Annotated in this window: 15 protein-coding genes; all 15 read right to left on the bottom strand. The window is 67.2% G+C overall.

From position 1 onward, the window contains the following. Positions 1–138: 138 nt before the first annotated feature. Positions 139–1194, bottom strand: coding sequence for a DUF7146 domain-containing protein (locus QO011_RS15805; protein ID WP_307273731.1), 1056 nt, complete (start codon positions 1192–1194; stop codon positions 139–141). Further along, complete coding sequence (locus QO011_RS15800) at positions 1194–5528, bottom strand: bifunctional class I SAM-dependent methyltransferase/DEAD/DEAH box helicase (protein ID WP_307273727.1); 4335 nt, start codon at positions 5526–5528, stop codon at positions 1194–1196. The genes QO011_RS15805 and QO011_RS15800 overlap by 1 nt, the downstream gene beginning before the upstream one ends. Before the next feature lie 95 nt (positions 5529–5623). Then, positions 5624–5932, bottom strand: a complete 309-nt coding sequence (locus tag QO011_RS15795) for a DUF4326 domain-containing protein (protein WP_307273725.1) — start codon at positions 5930–5932, stop codon at positions 5624–5626. A gap of 176 nt (positions 5933–6108) precedes the next feature. Next, the gene (locus QO011_RS15790; protein ID WP_307273722.1) at positions 6109–6753 is read right to left on the bottom strand and encodes a DUF8835 domain-containing pootine; all 645 of its coding nucleotides are present in this window, start codon (positions 6751–6753) and stop codon (positions 6109–6111) included. Next, complete coding sequence (locus QO011_RS15785) at positions 6746–7156, bottom strand: hypothetical protein (RefSeq protein WP_307273719.1); 411 nt, start codon at positions 7154–7156, stop codon at positions 6746–6748. The genes QO011_RS15790 and QO011_RS15785 overlap by 8 nt, the downstream gene beginning before the upstream one ends. 69 nt (positions 7157–7225) lie before the next feature. Beyond that, entirely contained in the window at positions 7226–7498 is a 273-nt protein-coding gene (locus tag QO011_RS15780; RefSeq protein WP_307273716.1) for a hypothetical protein, read from the bottom strand. Beyond that, complete coding sequence (locus QO011_RS15775; protein ID WP_307273714.1) at positions 7495–7911, bottom strand: hypothetical protein; 417 nt, start codon at positions 7909–7911, stop codon at positions 7495–7497. The genes QO011_RS15780 and QO011_RS15775 overlap by 4 nt, the downstream gene beginning before the upstream one ends. An 84-nt stretch (positions 7912–7995) precedes the next feature. Then, on the bottom strand, positions 7996–8415 hold the full coding sequence (locus QO011_RS15770) for a DUF6915 family protein (RefSeq protein ID WP_307273711.1): 420 nt from the start codon (positions 8413–8415) through the stop codon (positions 7996–7998). A gap of 10 nt (positions 8416–8425) precedes the next feature. Continuing rightward, on the bottom strand, positions 8426–8905 hold the full coding sequence (locus QO011_RS15765; protein ID WP_307273708.1) for a DUF6878 family protein: 480 nt from the start codon (positions 8903–8905) through the stop codon (positions 8426–8428). Positions 8906–9008: 103 nt separating this feature from the next. Continuing rightward, positions 9009–11141, bottom strand: coding sequence for a ParB/RepB/Spo0J family partition protein (locus tag QO011_RS15760; RefSeq protein WP_307273707.1), 2133 nt, complete (start codon positions 11139–11141; stop codon positions 9009–9011). Positions 11142–11302: 161 nt separating this feature from the next. Further along, complete coding sequence (locus tag QO011_RS15755) at positions 11303–11824, bottom strand: hypothetical protein (RefSeq protein ID WP_307273705.1); 522 nt, start codon at positions 11822–11824, stop codon at positions 11303–11305. Next, a complete protein-coding gene (locus QO011_RS15750; protein WP_307273703.1) occupies positions 11824–12777 on the bottom strand; it encodes an ArdC family protein in 954 nt (317 codons plus the stop codon). Before QO011_RS15750 ends, QO011_RS15755 begins: the two co-directional genes overlap by 1 nt. Before the next feature lie 265 nt (positions 12778–13042). After that, positions 13043–16195, bottom strand: coding sequence for a helicase-related protein (locus tag QO011_RS15745; RefSeq protein WP_307273702.1), 3153 nt, complete (start codon positions 16193–16195; stop codon positions 13043–13045). Then, positions 16185–18041 carry a phospholipase D family protein gene (locus tag QO011_RS15740; protein WP_307273699.1) on the bottom strand — a complete coding sequence of 619 codons (1857 nt, stop codon included), beginning with the start codon at positions 18039–18041 and terminating at the stop codon, positions 16185–16187. The genes QO011_RS15745 and QO011_RS15740 overlap by 11 nt, the downstream gene beginning before the upstream one ends. Further along, a complete protein-coding gene (locus tag QO011_RS15735; RefSeq protein ID WP_307273696.1) occupies positions 18031–19209 on the bottom strand; it encodes a DUF6361 family protein in 1179 nt (392 codons plus the stop codon). Before QO011_RS15735 ends, QO011_RS15740 begins: the two co-directional genes overlap by 11 nt. Position 19210 lies beyond the last annotated feature (1 nt).

Here is a 19210-nt window from a genome sequence, read left to right as displayed (position 1 = left end):
CAAGGTTGCCGGTCCGGGCCGTTTGCCGCCCGATCGCCCTCTCAGAAGGCCGTGGGCGTGGTCCTCTCCGGCGCTGGGGGAAAGCATGAGCACCGATGCATCGGCGACGCCGCTGCGCGCGCCCCATCCCCATTCCGGCTATGCCGCCTGCTCCATGAAGCGGGCGACGTCCTGTGCCGCGATCTGCACCCGGCTGGCCGCTCGAAGCGCGTCGATCCCGAGCAGGCGGAGATCCTCGTTGAAGTCGCCGAGCCGTGGCGAGATCACGATCGCCTCGATCCCGACCTCCTGCGCCCGGTCAACCAATGTCGCCATCGCGCCATCGCCGGCCGGATCATCGTCGCGGGCGATGTAGAGTCGGCGCAGCATGTCCGGGAACAGGATGGCGGAAAGATGCGCCGCCGAGAGGGCTGCGACCATCGGCATGGTTGGCAGGACGCATCGGAGCGACAGTATCGTCTCGATACCTTCGCCGGCCGCCATGACCTCGCCGGCCACGCCAAATCGAACGGCGTGACCGAGAAGATCGCCCATCGCCCGTCGCGGCGTGTCGATCGGCGCCTTGCCGAGTGTCGCCTCGGTGAAGCCGCCGGGGTCGAGCCAAGTGCGATGCGCGCCGGTCAGATGGCCGGAAAGATCGGCGACGGCGGCGATCATCGCCGGCCAGGTCTCGGTCGGGCTGTGCTCGTCCGGCCGATAGTAACAGCGCGGGTGGAAACGCAGGCTTCCGGTTCCGTGCAAAAACGTAATGCCGCGATTACGGAGATACGCTTCTACGAGAGTGCGTTCGATGGGCTGCGACATGGCGAACAGTCGCCGTGCCGCCTCCGGCGATCCGGTTGGAGCGCTGGGCGTTCGCGATCGGGGACGATCCGGCTCAGGCTCCGGGTGCGGCAGGCTGAGGAATGAACGTGCCTCATCGGCAACGTCCTTGAAGTCGACCAGGCCGCAGCTTTCCCGGATCACGTCGAGCAGATCGCCATGCTCGCCGGTCGCGGCGTCGGCCCATTTGCCGGCCGGCCCTTTCGGCGACTCCTTGAGCCGAACGAACATCGAGCGGCCCGGCGTATTGCGCACGTCGCCCACGAGCCAGTAGCCGCCTTCGCGGCGGCCGGCGGAGAGGTAGCGGCGGCACACCGCCTCGGCGTCGCGCGCGAGACGGTGCGCCAATTCGGCCGCGTCGTGGCGTGCCATCACGCGGCCTCCCGCTCGCCGATGCGCCCGACCGGATAGTGGTCGAGGACTTTCGCCAGCACGCCGGCGCCAGTGGCGTCGGTCGGCACGAACATGCGCAGCTTCCACGAGATGATCTCGCTGAAGAGGCCGTAGGCGCGCAGGCGGTCGCGCATCGTGTCGGTGAAGCCCGACAGCTCGACGCGGTGAGCGCCCATGACGCGCGCGCGGTAGAGCTGCAGGCCTTCGGCGAGGTCGAGAACGGTGCGGCCTTCCATCAGCGCCGTGAAGGCGGCATCCGGCGTCAGGGCGATGGTCCCGGTCACGGACGCGTTCGCCGCCCAAGCGGGCGAGACCCTGCGGCCGATGATGCGCTCACCGGTGTCGGTCTGGAGGCGATACACGCGCGTCGACTCGTTCGGCAGGCGCTTCCAGATCGGCAGCAACAGCCCGGCGACGATATGGATCGTACTGTCGGCGAACTCGGGGACCTCGGCGACTTCGCGAGCCCATGCGGTGGCGAAGGCCTCGCGCTCCGCCGCCTGCCAGTGGCTCTCGTCCATCATCTTCAGCGACGCATGATGGTGCTCCATCGGCCGGATCAGCCGCACGCGGCGTTCGATCTCGCCATCGTCGAGCATGAAGCTCGGCGCGGGGATCTGCACGGCGGCGCGGCCCGAGCGCTCGTTGACGAGCAGCATGGAGCGAGGATCGGTGAGATGGTCCAGCGCCTCATCGAGCGTCACCGGACGATTGCGCCGGCGCTCGGTGATGGTGAGCAGCCGGGTCTCCGCGCCCGTGGCGGGATGGGTGTAGATCGCGCGGCGATCGGTGATGACAAAGCTCTCGGCCCGCAGCGTCTCCAGCCCGACGTCATAGACGCCGCTGGCGATGGCGCCCTCGATCTTAGCGTTCAGCAACTGCTCGAAAGCCGTGAACAGCACGCCCTGAAGATCGATGGTCAGCGCCAGCAGGCGGTTGAGGAAGGTGGTGATTGGCGGCAGCTCATCCTTGATGCCGTTGGCATCCATCAGCTTCAGGCCCGTGGCGGCCTCGAACATCTGGAGCGAGCAGTCTTCGATCTTGCCGCGCACCAGCAGCATGTAGAGCTGGCGCAGCGCGTCACGGGCGTAGTGCGATTCTAGATTGTCTTCGGGTCTGAAGAGTCCCTGGCCGCCGGTCTGGCGCTGGCCGCGCGTGATCGCGCCCAGCGTGTCCAGCCGACGGGCGATGGTCGAGAGGAAGCGCTTCTCGGCCTTCACGTCGGTGGCGATCGGGCGAAAGAGCGGCGGCTGCGCCTGGTTGGTGCGGTTGGTCCGCCCGAGGCCCTGGATCGCCGCGTCGGCCTTCCAGCCGGGTTCGAGCAGATAGTGGACGCGCAGCCGACGGTTCCGTGCCGACAGTTCGGCGTGGTAACTGCGGCCCGTCCCGCCCGCCTCCGAGAACACCAGGATGCGCTTCAGGTCGTCCATGAAGGCGGCGGTCTCGGCGAGGTTGGCGGAGGCCGCGCGGTTCTCCACGACAAGGCGGTCACCCTTGCGCACCACGCGGCGCGAGCGTCCGGTCACTTCGGCGACGAGGTCCGTGCCGAAGCGCTGGACGATCTGGTCGAGCGCGCCGGGAACGGGCGGCAGCGAAGCCAGGCGCTCGATCAGCTCATTGCGGCGGGCGATGGCTTCGCGGCTCTCGACGGGTTGGCCGTCCCGAAAGACGGGCCGGGACGAGAGGTTGCCCTCGCTGTCGGTGAACGGCTCGTAGAGTTGCACCGGGAAGGAATGAGCGAGGTAGTCTAGAACATACTCGCGCGGCGTGATGTCGACGCGGATGTCGTTCCATTCCTCGGTCGGAATCTCGGCGAGCCGGCGCTCCATCAGGGCCTCGCCGGTCGAGACGATCTGGATCACGGCGGCATGGCCGTCGGCGAGGTCCTGATCGATCCTGCGGATCAGGGTCGGCGTCTTCATCGAGGTCAGCAGATGGCCGAAGAAGCGCTGCTTGGCGCTCTCGAAAGCCGAGCGGGCGGCCGACTTCGCCTGGGCGTTCAGCGTGCCGCTCTCGCCGGTGATGTTGGCGGCCTGCATCGCCGCATCGAGGTGATTGTGGATGATCGCGAAGGCGCCGGCATAGGCGTCGTAGATGCGCCGCTGCTCGTCGGTGAGCGGGTGCTCGATCAGCTCGTATTCGACGCCGTCATAGGAGAGCGATCGGGCGGTGTAGAGCCCGAGCGACCGGAGATCGCGGGCCAGCACCTCCATGGCGGCGACACCGCCATCCTCGATCGCCTCGACGAACTCGGCGCGTGTGGCGAAGGGGAAATCCTCGCCGCCCCAGAGGCCGAGCCGCTGGGCGTAGGCGAGATTGTGGACGGTCGTCGCGCCGGTTGCCGAGACATAGACGACGCGCGCGTCCGGCAGGGCGTGCTGCAGGCGCAAGCCCGCACGGCCCTGCTGCGAGGCCGCAACATCGCCCCGCTCTCCCTTGCCGCCACCGGCGTTCTGCATGGCGTGGCTCTCGTCGAAAATGATCACTCCATCGAAATCGGAGCCCAACCATTCGACGATCTGGCGGACGCGCGAAAGCTTCTCACCGCGGTCGTCGGACCGCAGCGTAGCGTAGGTTAAAAATAGGACGCCTTCGGACAGCCGGATCGGTTTGCCCTGGGGGAAGCGCGAGAGCGGGGTGATGAGCAGGCGCTCCATGCCGAGGGCCGACCAGTCGCGCTGGGCGTCCTCGAGCAGCTTGTCGGACTTCGAGATCCAGACCGCCTTGCGCCGACCCTTCAGCCAGTTGTCCAGGATAATGCCGGCCGACTGGCGGCCCTTGCCGGCGCCGGTGCCGTCGCCGAGCATGAAGCCCCGGCGAAAGCGGACGGCGTTCGGCGCATCGTCGCGGGCGGCGGTGACGAGATCGAAGGTCTCGTCCACGGTCCAGGCGCCGGCGAGATAATCGCCATGCGCCTCGCCGGCATAGATCACCGTCTCGAGCTGGGCGTCGGAAAGGAGCGCGTCGCAGACGAGATTGATCGGCAGACGCGGCCGATAGCTCGGCTTCGGCGGCGCGACCGAGGCCATGGCGGCGGACTGCACCAGCTTGGTCGGGTGCGCCTCGGCGCCCGGAATCCGGATCGATTGAAGCCGGTATTCCTCGTAGATCGCATCGCTGAGACGCGTGCCTTGGGGCGGCGTCCAGTCGATCGTCTCATAGGCGAGATCGACCGCCTCTGGATCGGCGACGGAAAGCTTTGCCGACCCCGCCGCAGCGGCGCGCGCGAGATAGCCGCGCACGGTCCGCGGTGCGGCGGCGGCCGAGACGGGAATGGCGAGACTCGGCGCGGGTGCCAAACGCGGCGGGACATGCTCCGCAATCCAACCCAACAAGGTCGCAACGTCGGGCGCAATGCCCCGCGATTCCGGCAGCGCCCCCGGGTTCTCGGCGGGCGCCTTGTCGATGACGATCAGCCGCGTGTCGATCGTGGTGCCGTGCTTGGCGTAGACCGCACCATCGATCGCGGCAGTGAACACGATGCGGCCGCGCTCCTGCAGCCGGACGAAGGCGTCGCGCCAGGCCGGGGTGTCCGGCCCGAAGCTCGCGCCGGTGATCGCCACCAGCCGCCCGCCGTCGGCGAGACGCGCGAGTGCCGAAGCGATGTGGCGATAGGCGGTGTCGGCCATGCGGCCGGCGACGTTCGCCATCGCTGAGAAGGGCGGGTTCATCAACACGACGCTCGGGACCGCGCTGGGATCGAGGTGATCGTCGATCTGGGCGGCATCGAAGCGTGCGACGGAGACGGCCGGAAAGAGAGAGGTGAGCAGCGCCGACCGGGTCTCGGCCAGCTCGTTCAGCACGAGCGCGCCACCGGCGATCTCGGCCAGGATGGCGAGGAGGCCGGTTCCGGCCGAAGGCTCCAACACGCGGTCCGCAGGCCCGATGGCGGCTGCGGTCAGAGCGGCGTAGCCGAGCGGGGTCGGCGTTGAGAATTGCTGGAAAGCCTCGCTCTCGGCGGAGCGGCGGGTGTGGGTGGGGAGAAGGCCGGCGATCTTGGTCAAGGCGGAAAGCCGGGATGCCGGAGAGTCGGCTTTACGGAACAGCGCCTTTCCGTATTTGCGGAGGAAGAGGACGGTCCCGGCCTCGCAGGCGTCATAGGCCGTCTTCCAGTCCCAGACGCCCGAGGCGTCGGAGGCGCCGAAAGCCGCTTCCATGGCGGTACGAAGGATCGCGGCATCGACGCGCTGGCCGCGCTCGAGATGTGGGAGGAGCTGCTGGGCGGCGGCGATGATCGAACAGGGGGCGTCGGGACGATGGACAGACGACGGCTGCGCGGCCTGGTCGGCCGCGATCGGAGAAAGGTCGTTCATGAAGGGGGCCTCGGGAGAGCGGGAACGGGCGAGCCGGCCGGCGCTCTCTCGGACCGCACCGGCTCAAACCCGTTCCGGCCGCCCTCTCCCTCTCATCACGCCGCCGCCTTCACGGCGCGCCACCACGCGATCCGCTCGTCGCGGGTCGCGATCGCCAATCGATGTAGGAGGTCGCCGTGGCAGGGAAGCGGCGCGCAGAAGCAAACGAGGTCGCGGCCGCGCAGCTCGTCGAGCGCGCGCAGCAGATTGTGCTGATCCGCCAGCCAGCGTTCGTGCTTCGCGATGACGATGGCCCGATCGCCGTCAGGGCCGATCCGGAACGGATTGCCCCATTTGCTGCCGCGGCCGATATAGACGGCGCCGGCTGGGACGCCATTCACTCGCTTGTTGAGAACCTTGCACATCTGCGTCGCCTCCGATCCGTTGGGCGGGTTCGGCCACGGACGGCGTGAAGCGGTGACGGTCACGCGCCTTGCGCGGAAACGGCCTGCCCGTTGACCGGCGTCGCGCGTCGTCCAGGCAAGACAAGCTTGGGGATCGGGGGCGGCGTCGCGAGGTTCGGAAGGCGAGGTGTTGGCCGTCAGCCGAACCGGAGGCCTGCCGCGGTGAAGGTATATGCGTTGGCAGTGATGGCCTCGTCGACGACGTCGTCCGAGGTCAGATAGTCATATTCCCGTTCGAGCTGGCGATAGAGCCAGCGCGCGAGATCGCGCAGCGCCTCGATGACGATCTCTTCGGCGTCGGCCGTCATGTCCTGGCCGGTCGGGCTGTCGCGCTCGACGGAGATCGCCATACAGTATTCGTGGTAGTAGCGATCGCGATGGTTCACGGTGGCGTCGAGCTGATAGAAGCTCCGGCGCTGGATCGCCTGCAGGGCGTCGGCGATCTGGTGAAGCTCGCCATCCTTCGGCGCATGGTCGCGGATCTTCCGAGGCGCGTCCTTTGCGTAGCCATAGCGCCCTTCGAAACAGGCGCCGTCCCCCTGGCTCCAGAAGCCGGAAAACCAGATGCAGGGCTTCTGCCGTGTGCCGCCACCGTAAAGGCGAACCGGCACGGTCTTGAGGTCGACGCCGATGATCGCGCAGATACACTCGAAGTCGTCATAGACGAACTCGAACCAGTCATGGTCGAAGGCGGCCTGCCGATACCAGGCGCGTGCCTTCTCCTTGGCCGCGTCGGAGAGTTCGTCGAGGCGATAGACCGTGGTTTCGATGATCTCAGGCATCGGGGTCATCTCCTTCCAAGGCGCCGCACAGCCACTCGTTGGTGCTGGTCCAGCCGACGCTCTTGCGCGCGCCGAGATCGATCACATGCGCGCCGCCGCCGAAGGCATCCAGGCGCGGCTTCGAGCAGGTGTTGGCGTATTCGAAGCCCCAAAGGCCTTTGAGATCGAATTCCTCCGCGCAGATCAGGACAAACTCGATGACGCGCTCCGGGTCTCCCGAGCAGTCGTCGTGAATCCAAAGTTCTGATCCACCTTCCGTCTGGATTGAAAGGTCGAACCCGTCCGAGAGGCGAAGCCCATCTTCGTCCTCGGGCGTGTTGGCGTAGAGGTCGATGGCGCGCGCAGCGTTCTCGGGCGTGCCGAGGTCGAGCAGGCATGAGAAGTGGGTGAAGTAGTCGGCCATGTCAGTCTCCTTAAAGTGCGAAAGCCCGGCGCGGGGCCGGGCTTCGGATGGGTTCGGATGTGGTTGGGATCAGCCGACGGGCGGACCGTGGATGCGGTCGTCGTCGAACTCGACATCCTCGATGACGGGCTCATGGCCGTCCGGCGCGATCCGGTCGATGTAGGCGATGACGCCTCCCCGTCGCTCGTCGGTGTCGATGTGTTCTGGGAACGCCGTCGATTCCATTGCGGCGGTCGCGGCTACTTTTGCCTTCTCGATCGCTTCCGCGTCGGACGCAGCTTCGATGGTCACGCTGTCGAAGGCGCGCAGCCAGAAGGCAATCTTGACGACATATTCGGTCATGACGCGCCTCCTTCATCGTCTGGATCGCGTGCGCCTGCGAGGATCGCCTCGGCCTTCGCGATCGCGGCGTGGGCCCGCTGGCGCCAGAACGGCTCGTCAGCCACGCCGCCATCGGGCGGGAGCGCGAAGACCTTGAGCAGTCCGAGCAGAACCTCGAAGTGCTCGGCCTTGCGTTGAAGGGCCTCGCCGAAATGCGATGGGATCGAAAGCGCCGGCACGCTGTAGGGCGTGACGTCGCCCGGCCAAGCGCCGGTCACATAGGTTTCGCCGGCGGATTCGTAGTCCTCCTTCTGCCCCTCCCAGTCATCGTCTTCGATGGCGAGGCGGCAGGCGTCCGCAAGCGTCTGGGCCTGGTAGCTGCGCTGGCGATAGATCGGAATACGGTAGGTGGATTCGATGGTGAACGTGGTCATGATGGTCTCCAGATATGCGAAAGCCCGGCAAGACCGGGTTCGGGTGGGATTGGAAGATGGGCGCCGCTAGAAGCGCCGGGGCGTCTAAGCGGCGGTGACGTCGGAGGGCGGTAGTGCGGCGGGCGCCTGGTCGATGCTGCCGGCTGACGCCGCGGCGAAGGGATCAACCTGCTTGTGGATCGGCTGAGCGCGTCCCATCCACGGCTGGGGGCGAATGCAGCGCACCCAGTCAGCGAAGCTCGGGATGAATCCGAGATCCTCGACCACATGCTGCTCGCCGATCAGGCGCACCGGAACGACGCGCCCGGTCGAGATGGTGATGGTCGCGCCGAAGAAACGCTCCAGCATGAAGATGCCTTCAGCGTGATGCCTGAGCGCCCGATGCCGGAAGTCGGCGGTGATCGCCTTCGACTCGTCGAACCATTGGTGCAGCGGCAGATAGTCTTCCGCGACGCCACCCCATTTCCTCACCGAGGAGAGGGCGTGGTGATAGCAGTGCCCCATGACCGCCTCCTCAGAAGGTGTGAGTGTAGTTTTCGGAGGCGGTGTAGCGCTCGTTGTAGTCGAGCGTGATCACCCCATCCGGGACATCGAAGATGACGTCGCCGTAAGCACCGTCGCTGTTCTCCCAGCCACAATGGGTCTTTTCGAGAACATCGTAGGCCAGGCTTTCGACGACGACGGCGATACCGGCGGACGAACGCCTTGGTTCGGCTTGATCCCAGATGGCCTCGGAGAATTCGATGGCTGCGCCAGGCATGGCGACCTGATCGTCTCCAGCCTGAACTTCGACATTCTCGATCTGACCGGAATCGCCGTAGCCGTCGAAGCTGACGACGACACGCGTGACGCCGGCGAGCGCCAGCGCATCGAGCAACGTGCCCTTGTTGAGGGTGAACAGTTCGGCTTCGAGCTTGGCTTGGGCGACCGCCTTCATCTCCCAGTCGGAGAGCGGCGCAACGGGCTCGGGGGTAGTAGCGGATGTGTCGGTCATGAGGGTCTCCTGAAACGAAAATGCCCGGCGCGACGGCCGGGCGGTCGGGTCGGCTGAAAAGGGGAAAGGGGCGCGGGACGGCCGAAGCCGCCCCGCACGCGAGCTATTCGGCCGCGATCATCTGCGGCGCGTCGGCTTCCGCTTCCTCGTCGTCGCCGGCGAGGAATTCCGGCAGCGCTTCGCCGTCGTCATCGGCTTCGGTGGCTTCGACTGGTGCGTCGTCCACGGCCGCGATCCGCAGCGGCTCCGGCAGCCAGCCCGTATCGGCCAGGAGCCGTTCGGCCTCCTTGGCCATGTCGCCCTTCTTCAAGTGGTCGATGAGTTGAGCCGCCCGCTCGCCGGCGCCTTCCTGCACCGCCTCGAGGATGCGGCGCTTGGGCACCCGGCCGAGATAGTTCTCGACGGTCGGACGCCAGCCGGCCTGCACCATGTCGAGATCGACGGCCTGGGCTAGGCGATCGGCCTCGGCGATGCGCTGCTCGACCGTGTGGGACGAGATGCCCGCGCCGTAGCGGTCGCCCTTCTCGTAGAGCGCATTGACGCCGAAGGAGGCGCAGTGGGCGAAGAGCGTTGCCTGCTCCTGGCCGGTGAGGGTGGTGAGCCAGTCCCAGAGATCGGCCTTGTCCTTGGGCAGCCGCTCTTCCCAGACCTTGTGACGCGCGTCGATGGCCTTCGCTGCAGGCGTGTCCTTCAGCCCCTGTGCCTGTACCGGGAAGCTGGCGCTGCGGACCGACACCTCCATCGCCGTCCCGTAGGAGAAATAGCGGGAGAAGACATCGAGGCAGAACTTGTGCAGCACGGCCTGGAACGCGACGGCGGGCGTGGACGCCAGCTTGTCGCGCAGCGCCAGCGTCCGCTCCGCGGTCAGCTCGGTCACGAGGCGATCGGGGAGCGGCTTCAGGTCCTCGTCGTCCTCGTCCTCCGGCCCGGCGACCTGCCCGCCGATGGTAATGACGGCGCGCTGAACCACGGGCGCGTCGGGATCAGCGCCGTGCGCCCCGGCCGTCGCGGGATCGGTATCTCCGTCCTGCCCCGGTTCGACGACGGGCGCCTCGTCCTGCGGACGGACGTAGCCGCGGTCGACCGACAGAGCGCCTTCGGCGTCGATGCTGACGAAGACGCCGGCGCGGGCGATGTCGGTTGGATCATAGGTGACGGGCCGATCGTCGAAGGCGGCGAGCGCCGCCTCGATCTCGCCGAGGCGTTCGTCTACCTCGTCCGGCAGCTCGTCGGCGCCGTCATACGCCTCCTCCAGCTTGGCGTATTCGGCGTTCAGCGCGTCGATCGTCGCCTGCTCCTCGCTGGTGAGATCAGTGGCGACGCCCTTCAGCGCGCGCAGCCCATGGGTGCGGCCATAGGGAAAGTCGATGGCGACCTCGATCCACTTCCAGCCCTCGGCGGCGATCGTCTCCGCCTCGGCCTTCAGTTTCTCGGCGACCAAGCCGTCGAGCAGCGCGATGTCTTCGAGCCAGCCCCCATCGTCGGACTGGAACAGGTCGCGTAGCACCACGCCGCCGGCGGCTTGATAGGCGTCGAGGCCGACGAACACCGCCCGCCGGTCGGAGGCGCGCACCGCCTTCTCCGTCAGCATGCGGCGGATCTGATAGGGCTCCTTCTGCCAGGAGCCGGAGATCGCCTGCCAGACCTGCTCCTGGCGGGCATGGTCGGCCGTGACGGTGAAGGCCATGAGGTGCTCGAGCGACATGCCGTCCTCGGCGTAGATGTCGAGCAGGGTCGGCGCGACCGACGCCAGGCGCAGGCGCTGCTTCACGACGTTCACACCGACGAAGAACGCCGCCGCGATGTCCTCCTCGGAGCGCCCCTTCTCGCGCAGGGCCTGGAAGGCGCGATACTGGTCGAGCGGATGCAGCGGCGCACGCTGGATGTTCTCGGCCAGCGAGTCGTCCTCACTGAGAATGTCGGTCGCGGGATCGCGGACCACGCATGGAACCGGCGCGGTCTTGGCTAGGCGCTTCTGCTTCACCAGCAACTCGAGCGCCCGGTAGCGCCGGCCGCCGGCCGGGATCTCGAACATGCCGGTCTCGGCGCCCTCGACGTCGAGGACTGGCCGGACGTTCAAGCCTTGAAGCAGGGTGCGCCTTGCAATGTCCTCGGCCAGCTCCTCGATCGAGACGCCGGCCTTCACGCGCCGGACGTTCGACTGGCTGAGCACCAGCTTGTTGAAGGGAATGTCGCGTGAGGACGACAGGGTGATCTTCTGAACAGCAGTGGCCATCGGGATTTTCTCCGCGACGGGCGGCCGAAAGCCTCTCTCTCGGCCTCCAACCCGTCACGAAAATCCCCTCGGCCCTCTTCCTCTCGCAGCGGCGAAAGCGAAGGCCGAGGGGTGGAGGAGTGAGGAACGGCGATCGGCGCGCTACAGACGCCGGCATCCGGTCAGCCGCTGGAACAGGGACGCTCCGCCACGGCGGTCAGAATATCGTCCAATAGTGCTTCGGCCGCCCGCAGCGCCCGTGCCGACGACAACGGCGTCGGCTTACGCCTTGCCAGCTCGCGTGTGCGATGGTCCCGATAGTAGGGCGACAAGATCCGCGTCATCATCCGCGTGTCCGGATGATGCGGATGAAATCCGAGCCGTTCAGCGGCGGCGAGTGCCTTGGCCAGATCGTGACGGACCTCATCGCGGCACCGATCGTCGTTCCATCCCGCGAAATGCAAATAGGACTTGAGCGACAGCTCGACGGTGCATCCGATGAGTTGGAGGAAGTTTTCGCGAGAATGGGGATCGCTCGCGGAGAGGAGGTGGCGTGCTCCGGCGAAGAAGCCGAGCGCATTGTCGAAGAGATACTTCCCCCGCCAGCGTGTTGGGGAGTTGCACGCGGACGGACGACGAGCCGCAGCGAATGAGGGAGCCCCATGCCGGTGGCGTCGCCGGCGCGATGGAAATGGCGCGCGCATCAGGCCGCCTCCCGCTCGCCGGTGTCGACGGACACCGCGAGCTGGTCATATTCGGGCAAGGAGTTGAGCAGGTAATCGGCAGCCTTGCTGGCCTGCGATGCGGCGCGGACGATGGCGCGGTTGTCTTCGCGCAGGACCTCGGCCCAGGAGCCGATGTAGTCGGCGTGCCGCACGGTCGGCACGATGCCGAGGGCCGCGCAGCAGAACGCCGCCGAGATTTCCGCGACCAATTCCTCGAAGGCGTACTTCTTCGAACCGAAGGAGCCTGAAAGGTCGCGGTTCAGGCGATGCGGCGCTCCACTGGCGTGCGAGCATTCGTGAAGGGCGGTTCGATGCCAATTGATCGGCTCGAAGAACGCTTGGGGCGGCGGCACCTGCACGAAGTCCTGCGCGGGTACGTAGAAGGCGCGATCGCCTCCGATGCGAAAGTCGATGCCGCTCGCCTTGATAAGCGCCGCTACCTTGGGCTCGATCAGGCCCGGCTCGGGCGGTGGAGCGGCGACCGCGACATCGTCGGGAAGCCCCTCGCACTGCGAAGCGTTGAAGACCGTGAAGCGTTTCAGGAACGGAATGGCCTGCGCATCCTCGCCGGTCTCGCCGGCGCGTCGCTTCTCGTCGTCGGGGATGAAGCGGTCGGCATAAACGACGGTGGTGCCGCGTTCGCCGCGCCGTACATGGCCGCCGAGCGCCAGCGCCTGGCGGAAAGTCAGCCAACTCTGGCAGGGATAACCATGCTGGACGACAGCGCCCCAGAGAATGAGCACGTTGATGCCGGAATAGCCGCGCCCCGTGGCGGCGTTCTTCGGCATGGCGAGCGGCGCCTTCGCCGCGGCCGTACCCCAGGGCTGGACCCAGGGCAGCCGCCCAGCGTCCAACTCGCTGATGATCTTTGTGGTGATCTCGTCGTACAGGCTGGCGCGGCCAGAGCCGGTCTCGTGGCGGTGCTTGAACATCGCGGGTCTCCGCGACGGGTGCCAGGAGCCTCTCTCCCAGCCCTCAACCCGTCACGGAAAACCCGGTCCGCACTCTCACTCTCCGGCTATGCCGGCGCCAGGGATGGAAGCCCGAAGGGGGGAAGACCCGGCTGCCGGGGCTTCCGCTTTGCCGACAGCCCGGCCCAGCGGGCGGCGCCCCTCAAGGGATGCGATCGAACCATGGGCACCGATGTGGCACGCGCTTCATTTCGTACAGGGGACTTCGAGGACGGTCTCGACGTGGCTATGGTTCTGACCTGCCAGGAAGTCTTGGTTCGAGCCGAATTTGCAGATCGCCAAGCAGGCTTGGGTCCATGCCCTCGCCGGCGAGAGTTTGCAGGTAGTCGAGCAGATCGTCCTGCCGCGGTTGACCAAAGGCCAGGCGATAGACCGTGAGGCTGCGTTTGAGCCAAGCGAGTCGCGTGACTTCCCGGCTGAACGGCAACATCGGCACGCGCCGTTCGACCCTCACGGAACCTTCGTAGATCCAATAAGGGATGAGATCGGTGTCGACCGCCGCCTCGGATCGCGCGCGCTCGAACATCAGCTTCCACGGATCGTCAGGTGCCTGCCCACAGCCCCTGACGACACCGGCTTGGCGCTCGGCCAGGTTGAGGCGCACGGCGTGGCCCTTGAAGCGGTGGACGCGGCCTTCGCGCTGTTCGAGGTCCACCGGGTTGCCCGGCAGGTTCCAGTGATAGACGCGATAGCAATAGGGATGGAAATCCAGCCCTTCCTGGCCGACCGACGTGGTGGCGAGAACGAACGGTCGGAACGGCGAGTTGAACGCATCGCGCACGCCTCCGAGCCGGGCGACGGCACCGTCCTCGTCTTTGTAGTCGGCGAGCCGCATCGCGAAACGTCCGCGCATCTGGAATTTGCTGATGGCGAGGGCCTCGCCATCGACATGCACGTCGTCGACGTCGATCTGCGATGGGCGGATGGCCAGAGCCTCGGCCATGGCGCGAGCGACGCCGATGGCGCGTTCCTCGGCTACGAGGGCTCCGAGACCTTCGGCATCGACAAGGTAGTGGGCGTATTCGTCCAGGACGGCCTGTAGATTGTGATCGGCGCAATAGACCAGCACGCGGCGCCAATAGTGATCGTCGGTATCCCGTCGCAGCAGGGCGACCGCGTCATGCTGGTTGAACAGCGCCCGGAACGACCAAGCGACTTCCGCGGCGGCGCTGAGCAAGCGCGAGTCGTCCCACGACAGCTCGGGCGCGATCCGCTTGAGGGCGCGAAGCGCACAGACGGCCGGGCTGCCGAGCGCCACGTCGACCAACAGGTCGGGAAGATCGGCGGACGAAGCGCCGATGTCGTGCGTCTTCACCGCTGCCGCCAGTTCGGCGACATGTTCCTGAAAGGCGTCTTCGCTCGCCAGGGCGCGCATGCCATGGGGCGTCTCCAGCCAAGCGCTGGACCGCGCGCCCAGCAGGTCATCAACCACGGCGGGAGCGGCCCACTCGGCGCTGTTGGCGTCCTGCCGCGACGCCGCTCCTTTTCGCAGGGCCTCGAGGGCGGGCCTGAGGCGGTCGCCTATGGCGGCGCGCATGCCCTCCTGTGACAGGGCGGTCTCGGTTTCACTGAAAACCGCCAGCGGATCGGCCAGTTCGGCCAGAGTCGGCGATGGATAGATCAGCAGCAGCGCGCGCAGACCCACGAGCCGGCCCTGATCCTGTCGGAACTGCAAGGGGCGCAGACGATGTTGCTCGAAATAGCGTCGGCCGGATTCGCCGACGCCCATGCGCCGTTCGGCTTCGTAGGACAGCAGGGCCGCGATCGCGTCGGGCACCATAGACCAGGACGAAAATATCAGCGCCTTGGTCAGCGGCGCGCCGGATCGCGCGTCACCGTAATAGGGCATGGCGGCGGGTATCCAGAGATTCTGTTCGAGGCGCTGGCCGAAGATGTCGTCCATGATCGAGCGCATGCGGCCATTGGCCGGCTCCAGCGGCGCATAGGCGTCGATGGTGTCGTGATCGAGCATGGTCGGCCGAGCGGCCCGGATGGCGCTGCGGAGGGTAGCCGAGGGCGCCTCCGCCTCATCCGTCAGAAGCTGCTTCAGGCTGTAGTGGCGCATGAAGTTGAGCAGGTAAGGCGCGGATTTCCAGTATTCGATGATCTCCGGCGCATCGAGCGTGCGCGCCACTTGCGACAAGGCGGACGCCTGCGCGAGATCGGCGGGCGCGACCGAGACCGTGATGGCCGGCTCGCTCATCATGGAGTCGCGTCCGATCGTGGACGCGACCCGCTCGGTTCGGGCGATCACTTTGCGCAGGTGCTGTTCGATGGCCTGGCGCGCCTCGACCGCTGCAGCGTGCGATTGCGGCAGGGTATGCAGGAGGCTGCGGAAGGTGCGCATTTCGCGCGCGAGCGTGGCCGCCACCTCCGGCCCTTTTTCGCGGCCAAAGAGGAAGCTCAAGGTTTCGAGGAAATCCTGATAGTGGTCGCCTTCGTCGGGCTCGTCGCCAGCGAGCGTGAGCATCCGATAGGGCGTGGCGGAGAGCAGCAGGGTGCGGGCGGCATGCCCGTCGCCGCCGGAATAGTCGAACAGTTCGCGCGCGAGGATCGCCGCGTCGCTGTCGCCGTGCAGCAGATCCCGAAACCGCTGGAACTCGTCCATGATGATCAGGTCGGGTTGCAGCGCGTCCACGCAGGCATGGGAGAGCTTGGCGCGCAGCCGGGCGACCAGGCTGTTGCGCGGCTGCGTCATCTCCAGGGGATAGCTGTCCCGGCGGCGCGGGAAGAGTTCGCAGACCCGTTCGAGTTCCTCGAAGAGGTCGCGATCTGCCTGCACGTCGCGGCGGAAGCGCTCGATGATGCTCTTGTCGACGCCTTCGAGGGTGAGCGTGTCCACCGCGCGGTTCCAGCCGTCGATGCCGGCCGTGACCTGCAACAGATTGTGCAGGCCCCGCGGGCGCGAAACGAGGTCATGCAAGAGATGGTGCAACAGGGCGCGTTCCTGCGTCACGCCCGTCGCGGAGCGCAGATCGAAGGTCGTGCCCGGCGTCAGGCTGATGAAGTTCACCTTGTTGGCGTCGAGGCCGACCTGATCGCGCAATTGCAGGGGAACCAGGGTCATGCGGGTCGGCAGGGCCAGCTCGCGCCGCCCGAGGACGTTCAGCCGGTTGAGATTCTGGGCGGCGATCGCCTGGTTCGAGCAGATGTAGAGGATGTCGATCCGTTTGGTGCTGTCCCACAGGTGCTCGATCATGCGGGCGATGACGCCGCGCGCCACCATCGTCTTGCCGAGGCCGACTTCGTCGGCGACCAGGAACTGGCGGACGGGATCGTCCTCGCCGTAGAGCCGATCGAAGACATAATCGACGGTGCGCCGCTGAAAGACCTTGAGAGGCGCGAGCGCCGCGTCGGCGCGGAACCGTTCATTCGGCATGAGCGGCGTCCTGCGTGGCGAGCGCAACCCGGAAGGTGTTCCAGAGCGCGCGGAACTCGGCCGGAATCGGATCGGTATCGGCGCCGTCGCCGGTTTCCAGGCGTGCGATCAGCCGTTCGATGGCGCGGAGCTGGTCGCCGCCCCGACACAAGGCGCGAACCATCTCTTCGAGAATCGGCGCGTCGTCGGTAGCCGCGCGCCACGCGCCCTGACCGGACCCATCCTGCGCCGCCAGCGCGGCGGCGAAGGGATCGCCCAATTCGGAGAGGAGCAACCGGAGATAGCGGAAGAAGGCGTCCTTGCTGTCGATCACCCAGCGCAGGATGGCGGCATGGCGCTCGGCGGGCAGCCCCTCCATCATAAGCCCGGTACTGAACAGGATCGTGACATTCTCCGTCTCGTCCGTCAGGTGGCAGGCGAGGAAGCGCGTGAGATCGACCAGCGGCATTGCGCCAAGGTCGACAGGCTGTCCCTGCCGAAGAGGCTCCAACACATCGCGCGCATGACCGTCGCCCCGCGTGATCGGCCAAACCCGCAGGACGCCGATCCCGGCAAGGGACAACGGCTTGGACGGCGCCAGCCAGACCCGCCAGGCGGGCGCGCCATCGGCGTTGGGCTCGGCGCGCTCGCAACGGAGCGTGAGGCCGCTTTGGCAAATCTCTCGCCGGGCAAGGTCCAATCGCGCCTCGGCCGCGCGTTGCGCGGCGTCGGCGGTGTTCATCTCGTCGCGGACGAAAGGCCGCGTCAGCCGGCCGAACCCCTTCTCGCCGAGGATTTCCTCGACGCTGCCGACCCGTGACCGCTTGCCGGTCAGGGTCGTGAAAATCTCAACATTGCCGCCGGTCAGCAGCGCCGGCCGCGTGGCGTTTCCGGAGCCGACCGTGATTGCGGTGTCCCAGCCGCGCTCGGCGACGAACGCCTTGGCGTGGAGCCCTTGCAAGGCCGTTGCGTCGGCCTCCTCGCCGTCTTCCGTGGCCGCCATCTCGTCGAGCACGGCGACGCGCGTGAAGCGGTCCAGTGTGGGGCCGGACACCTGCGCGAGTTCGTCGGAGCGTCCGATGAAGATCGGCTTTTCGGCGCTGGGCAGGCCGGCGAGCAGCGACAAGGTCTGGTCGTCGCAAAAGGGCGAGACCACGCCCAGCCGCACGCAAGGTTCCGGGCGCCACGGCTTGCCGCCGAGGCCGTTGACCGCGAAGGAGACGCTCTCGAATGGCTCGGGCAGGCTCCATTCAGCGCGCCGTATGTCTTCGGCCAGCTCATCGACAAGGCTCTTCGTTCCGTCGGGAGCGCCGACGGTCGCCAGGTCGGGGAGCTGGCGAAGGAATTCGGCGACCGGGCGGTTGATGGCTTTGGGCTGCTTGGAGATCACGCCGTCGAGGGTGGCGGCAATATCCCAGGAGCGGTCGCGCGTCAGGTTCCGGGAGAGGATGAGCAGGCGCAGGCGCGCCGGGTCTTCGGGCCGCAACGGCGTGAAGCGGAGCGCCCACATCTTGGGGTGGAAGGCTCCGCCGTGAGGGGCGGCGACCTCGACCACGATGCGTTCGAGCAGCGAGCAAAGGCGGGAATGGGGACGGACGCTCGCCTGAATGTGGCCGGCGTCGGTGAAGACGACGAGGCGGCCGGCGATGCGCTCGGCGCCTTCCAAGAGCGCCAGGGGATGAGAAAGGATGTCGTCGCGATTCTCGGCGGCGAATAGCGCCAGACTGACCGGCAAGGCGAGCGCGGTCTCGAAGTCGAGCGAGAAGGTCGTGGCGACCGCCGCGTCGAAGACGTAGCCGGCCGGGGGCTGAAGATTGGCGCCGTAGAGGGTTCGCTGTTCGGGATCGAGACTGCGCCTATTCAGCATGGGCCAGATCCCGCAGATGCGATATGGCCTGCGCCCAGCGGAAGGTGAGACGGTCGGCGCCCGATGCGCCGGTCCAGCGGTCGCGCACGGCGTGATTGGCGTAGCGGGACTGGCTGGTTTTCAGCCGGCGCTCGCGCTCCTCGACAAGCTGCCGCGCCGCAGGCGACGCGATCACCTGCTCCCTCCCGGCCAGAACCAGCTCGCGCCACTCGGTCACAAAGCGCTTGGCGGCTGGTCGGACGGCGTGCGCGGGGTGCTCGACGACGTTCCAGAAATCTTCGAGCGACCATACGCGGACGGCGCTGGGATCGAGTTCGTCGCGCCAGGCCGCAAGCCGCTCGCGATAGTCGTCGATCCAGTCGTCGCGCTGGCGCAGCTCGCTGAGCGCGAGATTGTAGAGCAGCGCCGCGCCGTGCATCACCTGGGAGAATATTTCTCCATGCTGGACGAGGCGGCGCGCGACGGCCGGAAAGGCCGACAGATGCGGATGGGTCCATATGTAGTCGCAGTCCGCGTCGATGCCTTCGCGCGCCAGCATCGTGAGCAGCGCCGCCGGTTGGCTGGCGACCAGGCGGTCGATGAGGAACTGCGCCTCGTCCGTGGTCAGGCGGAAGACGGCGCGCTCGAGCAGGTCGCTTGGCGTCTGCGGCAAGGCCGAGTTCCAGACGGCGGGCGCCTGGGCGCCGGCCAGGGCGTCTTCGCCGCTGGACGCGCCATGCGAACGGCCGCGGCCGCGCAAAGTGACGAACAGGCTGTCGAGCGAGCCCGGAAAGACCCGGATGCCCCACGCGCCCAGCCCCGCCCAATAGACCGAGCTGGGCAGCCGCTGGAGGCGTGGTCCGGCGTCGCGGCCGATGATGCCGTTGGACTCGCCCCCAACTTTCAGGGCGTCGGCAAGCCGGATCTCGGCGTCGCGCGCCTCGCCGCGGAGTTGCGCCTCGGGGATTTGGCGTTTCTCCAGTGCCCGATAGAGCCAGGGTATGAACAGCATGTAGCGCAGGCGCGTCTGGATCGTGCTCGTACCCGGAAACAGGTGATCGGCGATGGAATCCCGGATCGCGCCAAGCCCCAGCTCGTCGCGGGTCTCGCGCTCCTGAAAGAGCGCCATGATCCGTTGCGCGCGCTGTCGCTCGGCTTCGTCGAAATCGATCCAGGCAAGAGATGACATG

It is taken from the genome of Labrys wisconsinensis (assembly GCF_030814995.1).
In the GTDB taxonomy this organism is placed as follows: Bacteria; Pseudomonadota; Alphaproteobacteria; order Rhizobiales; family Labraceae; genus Labrys; species Labrys wisconsinensis.
Note: the sequence above shows the minus strand (reverse complement) of the source record. Positions and strands in the feature narration are given on the sequence as shown.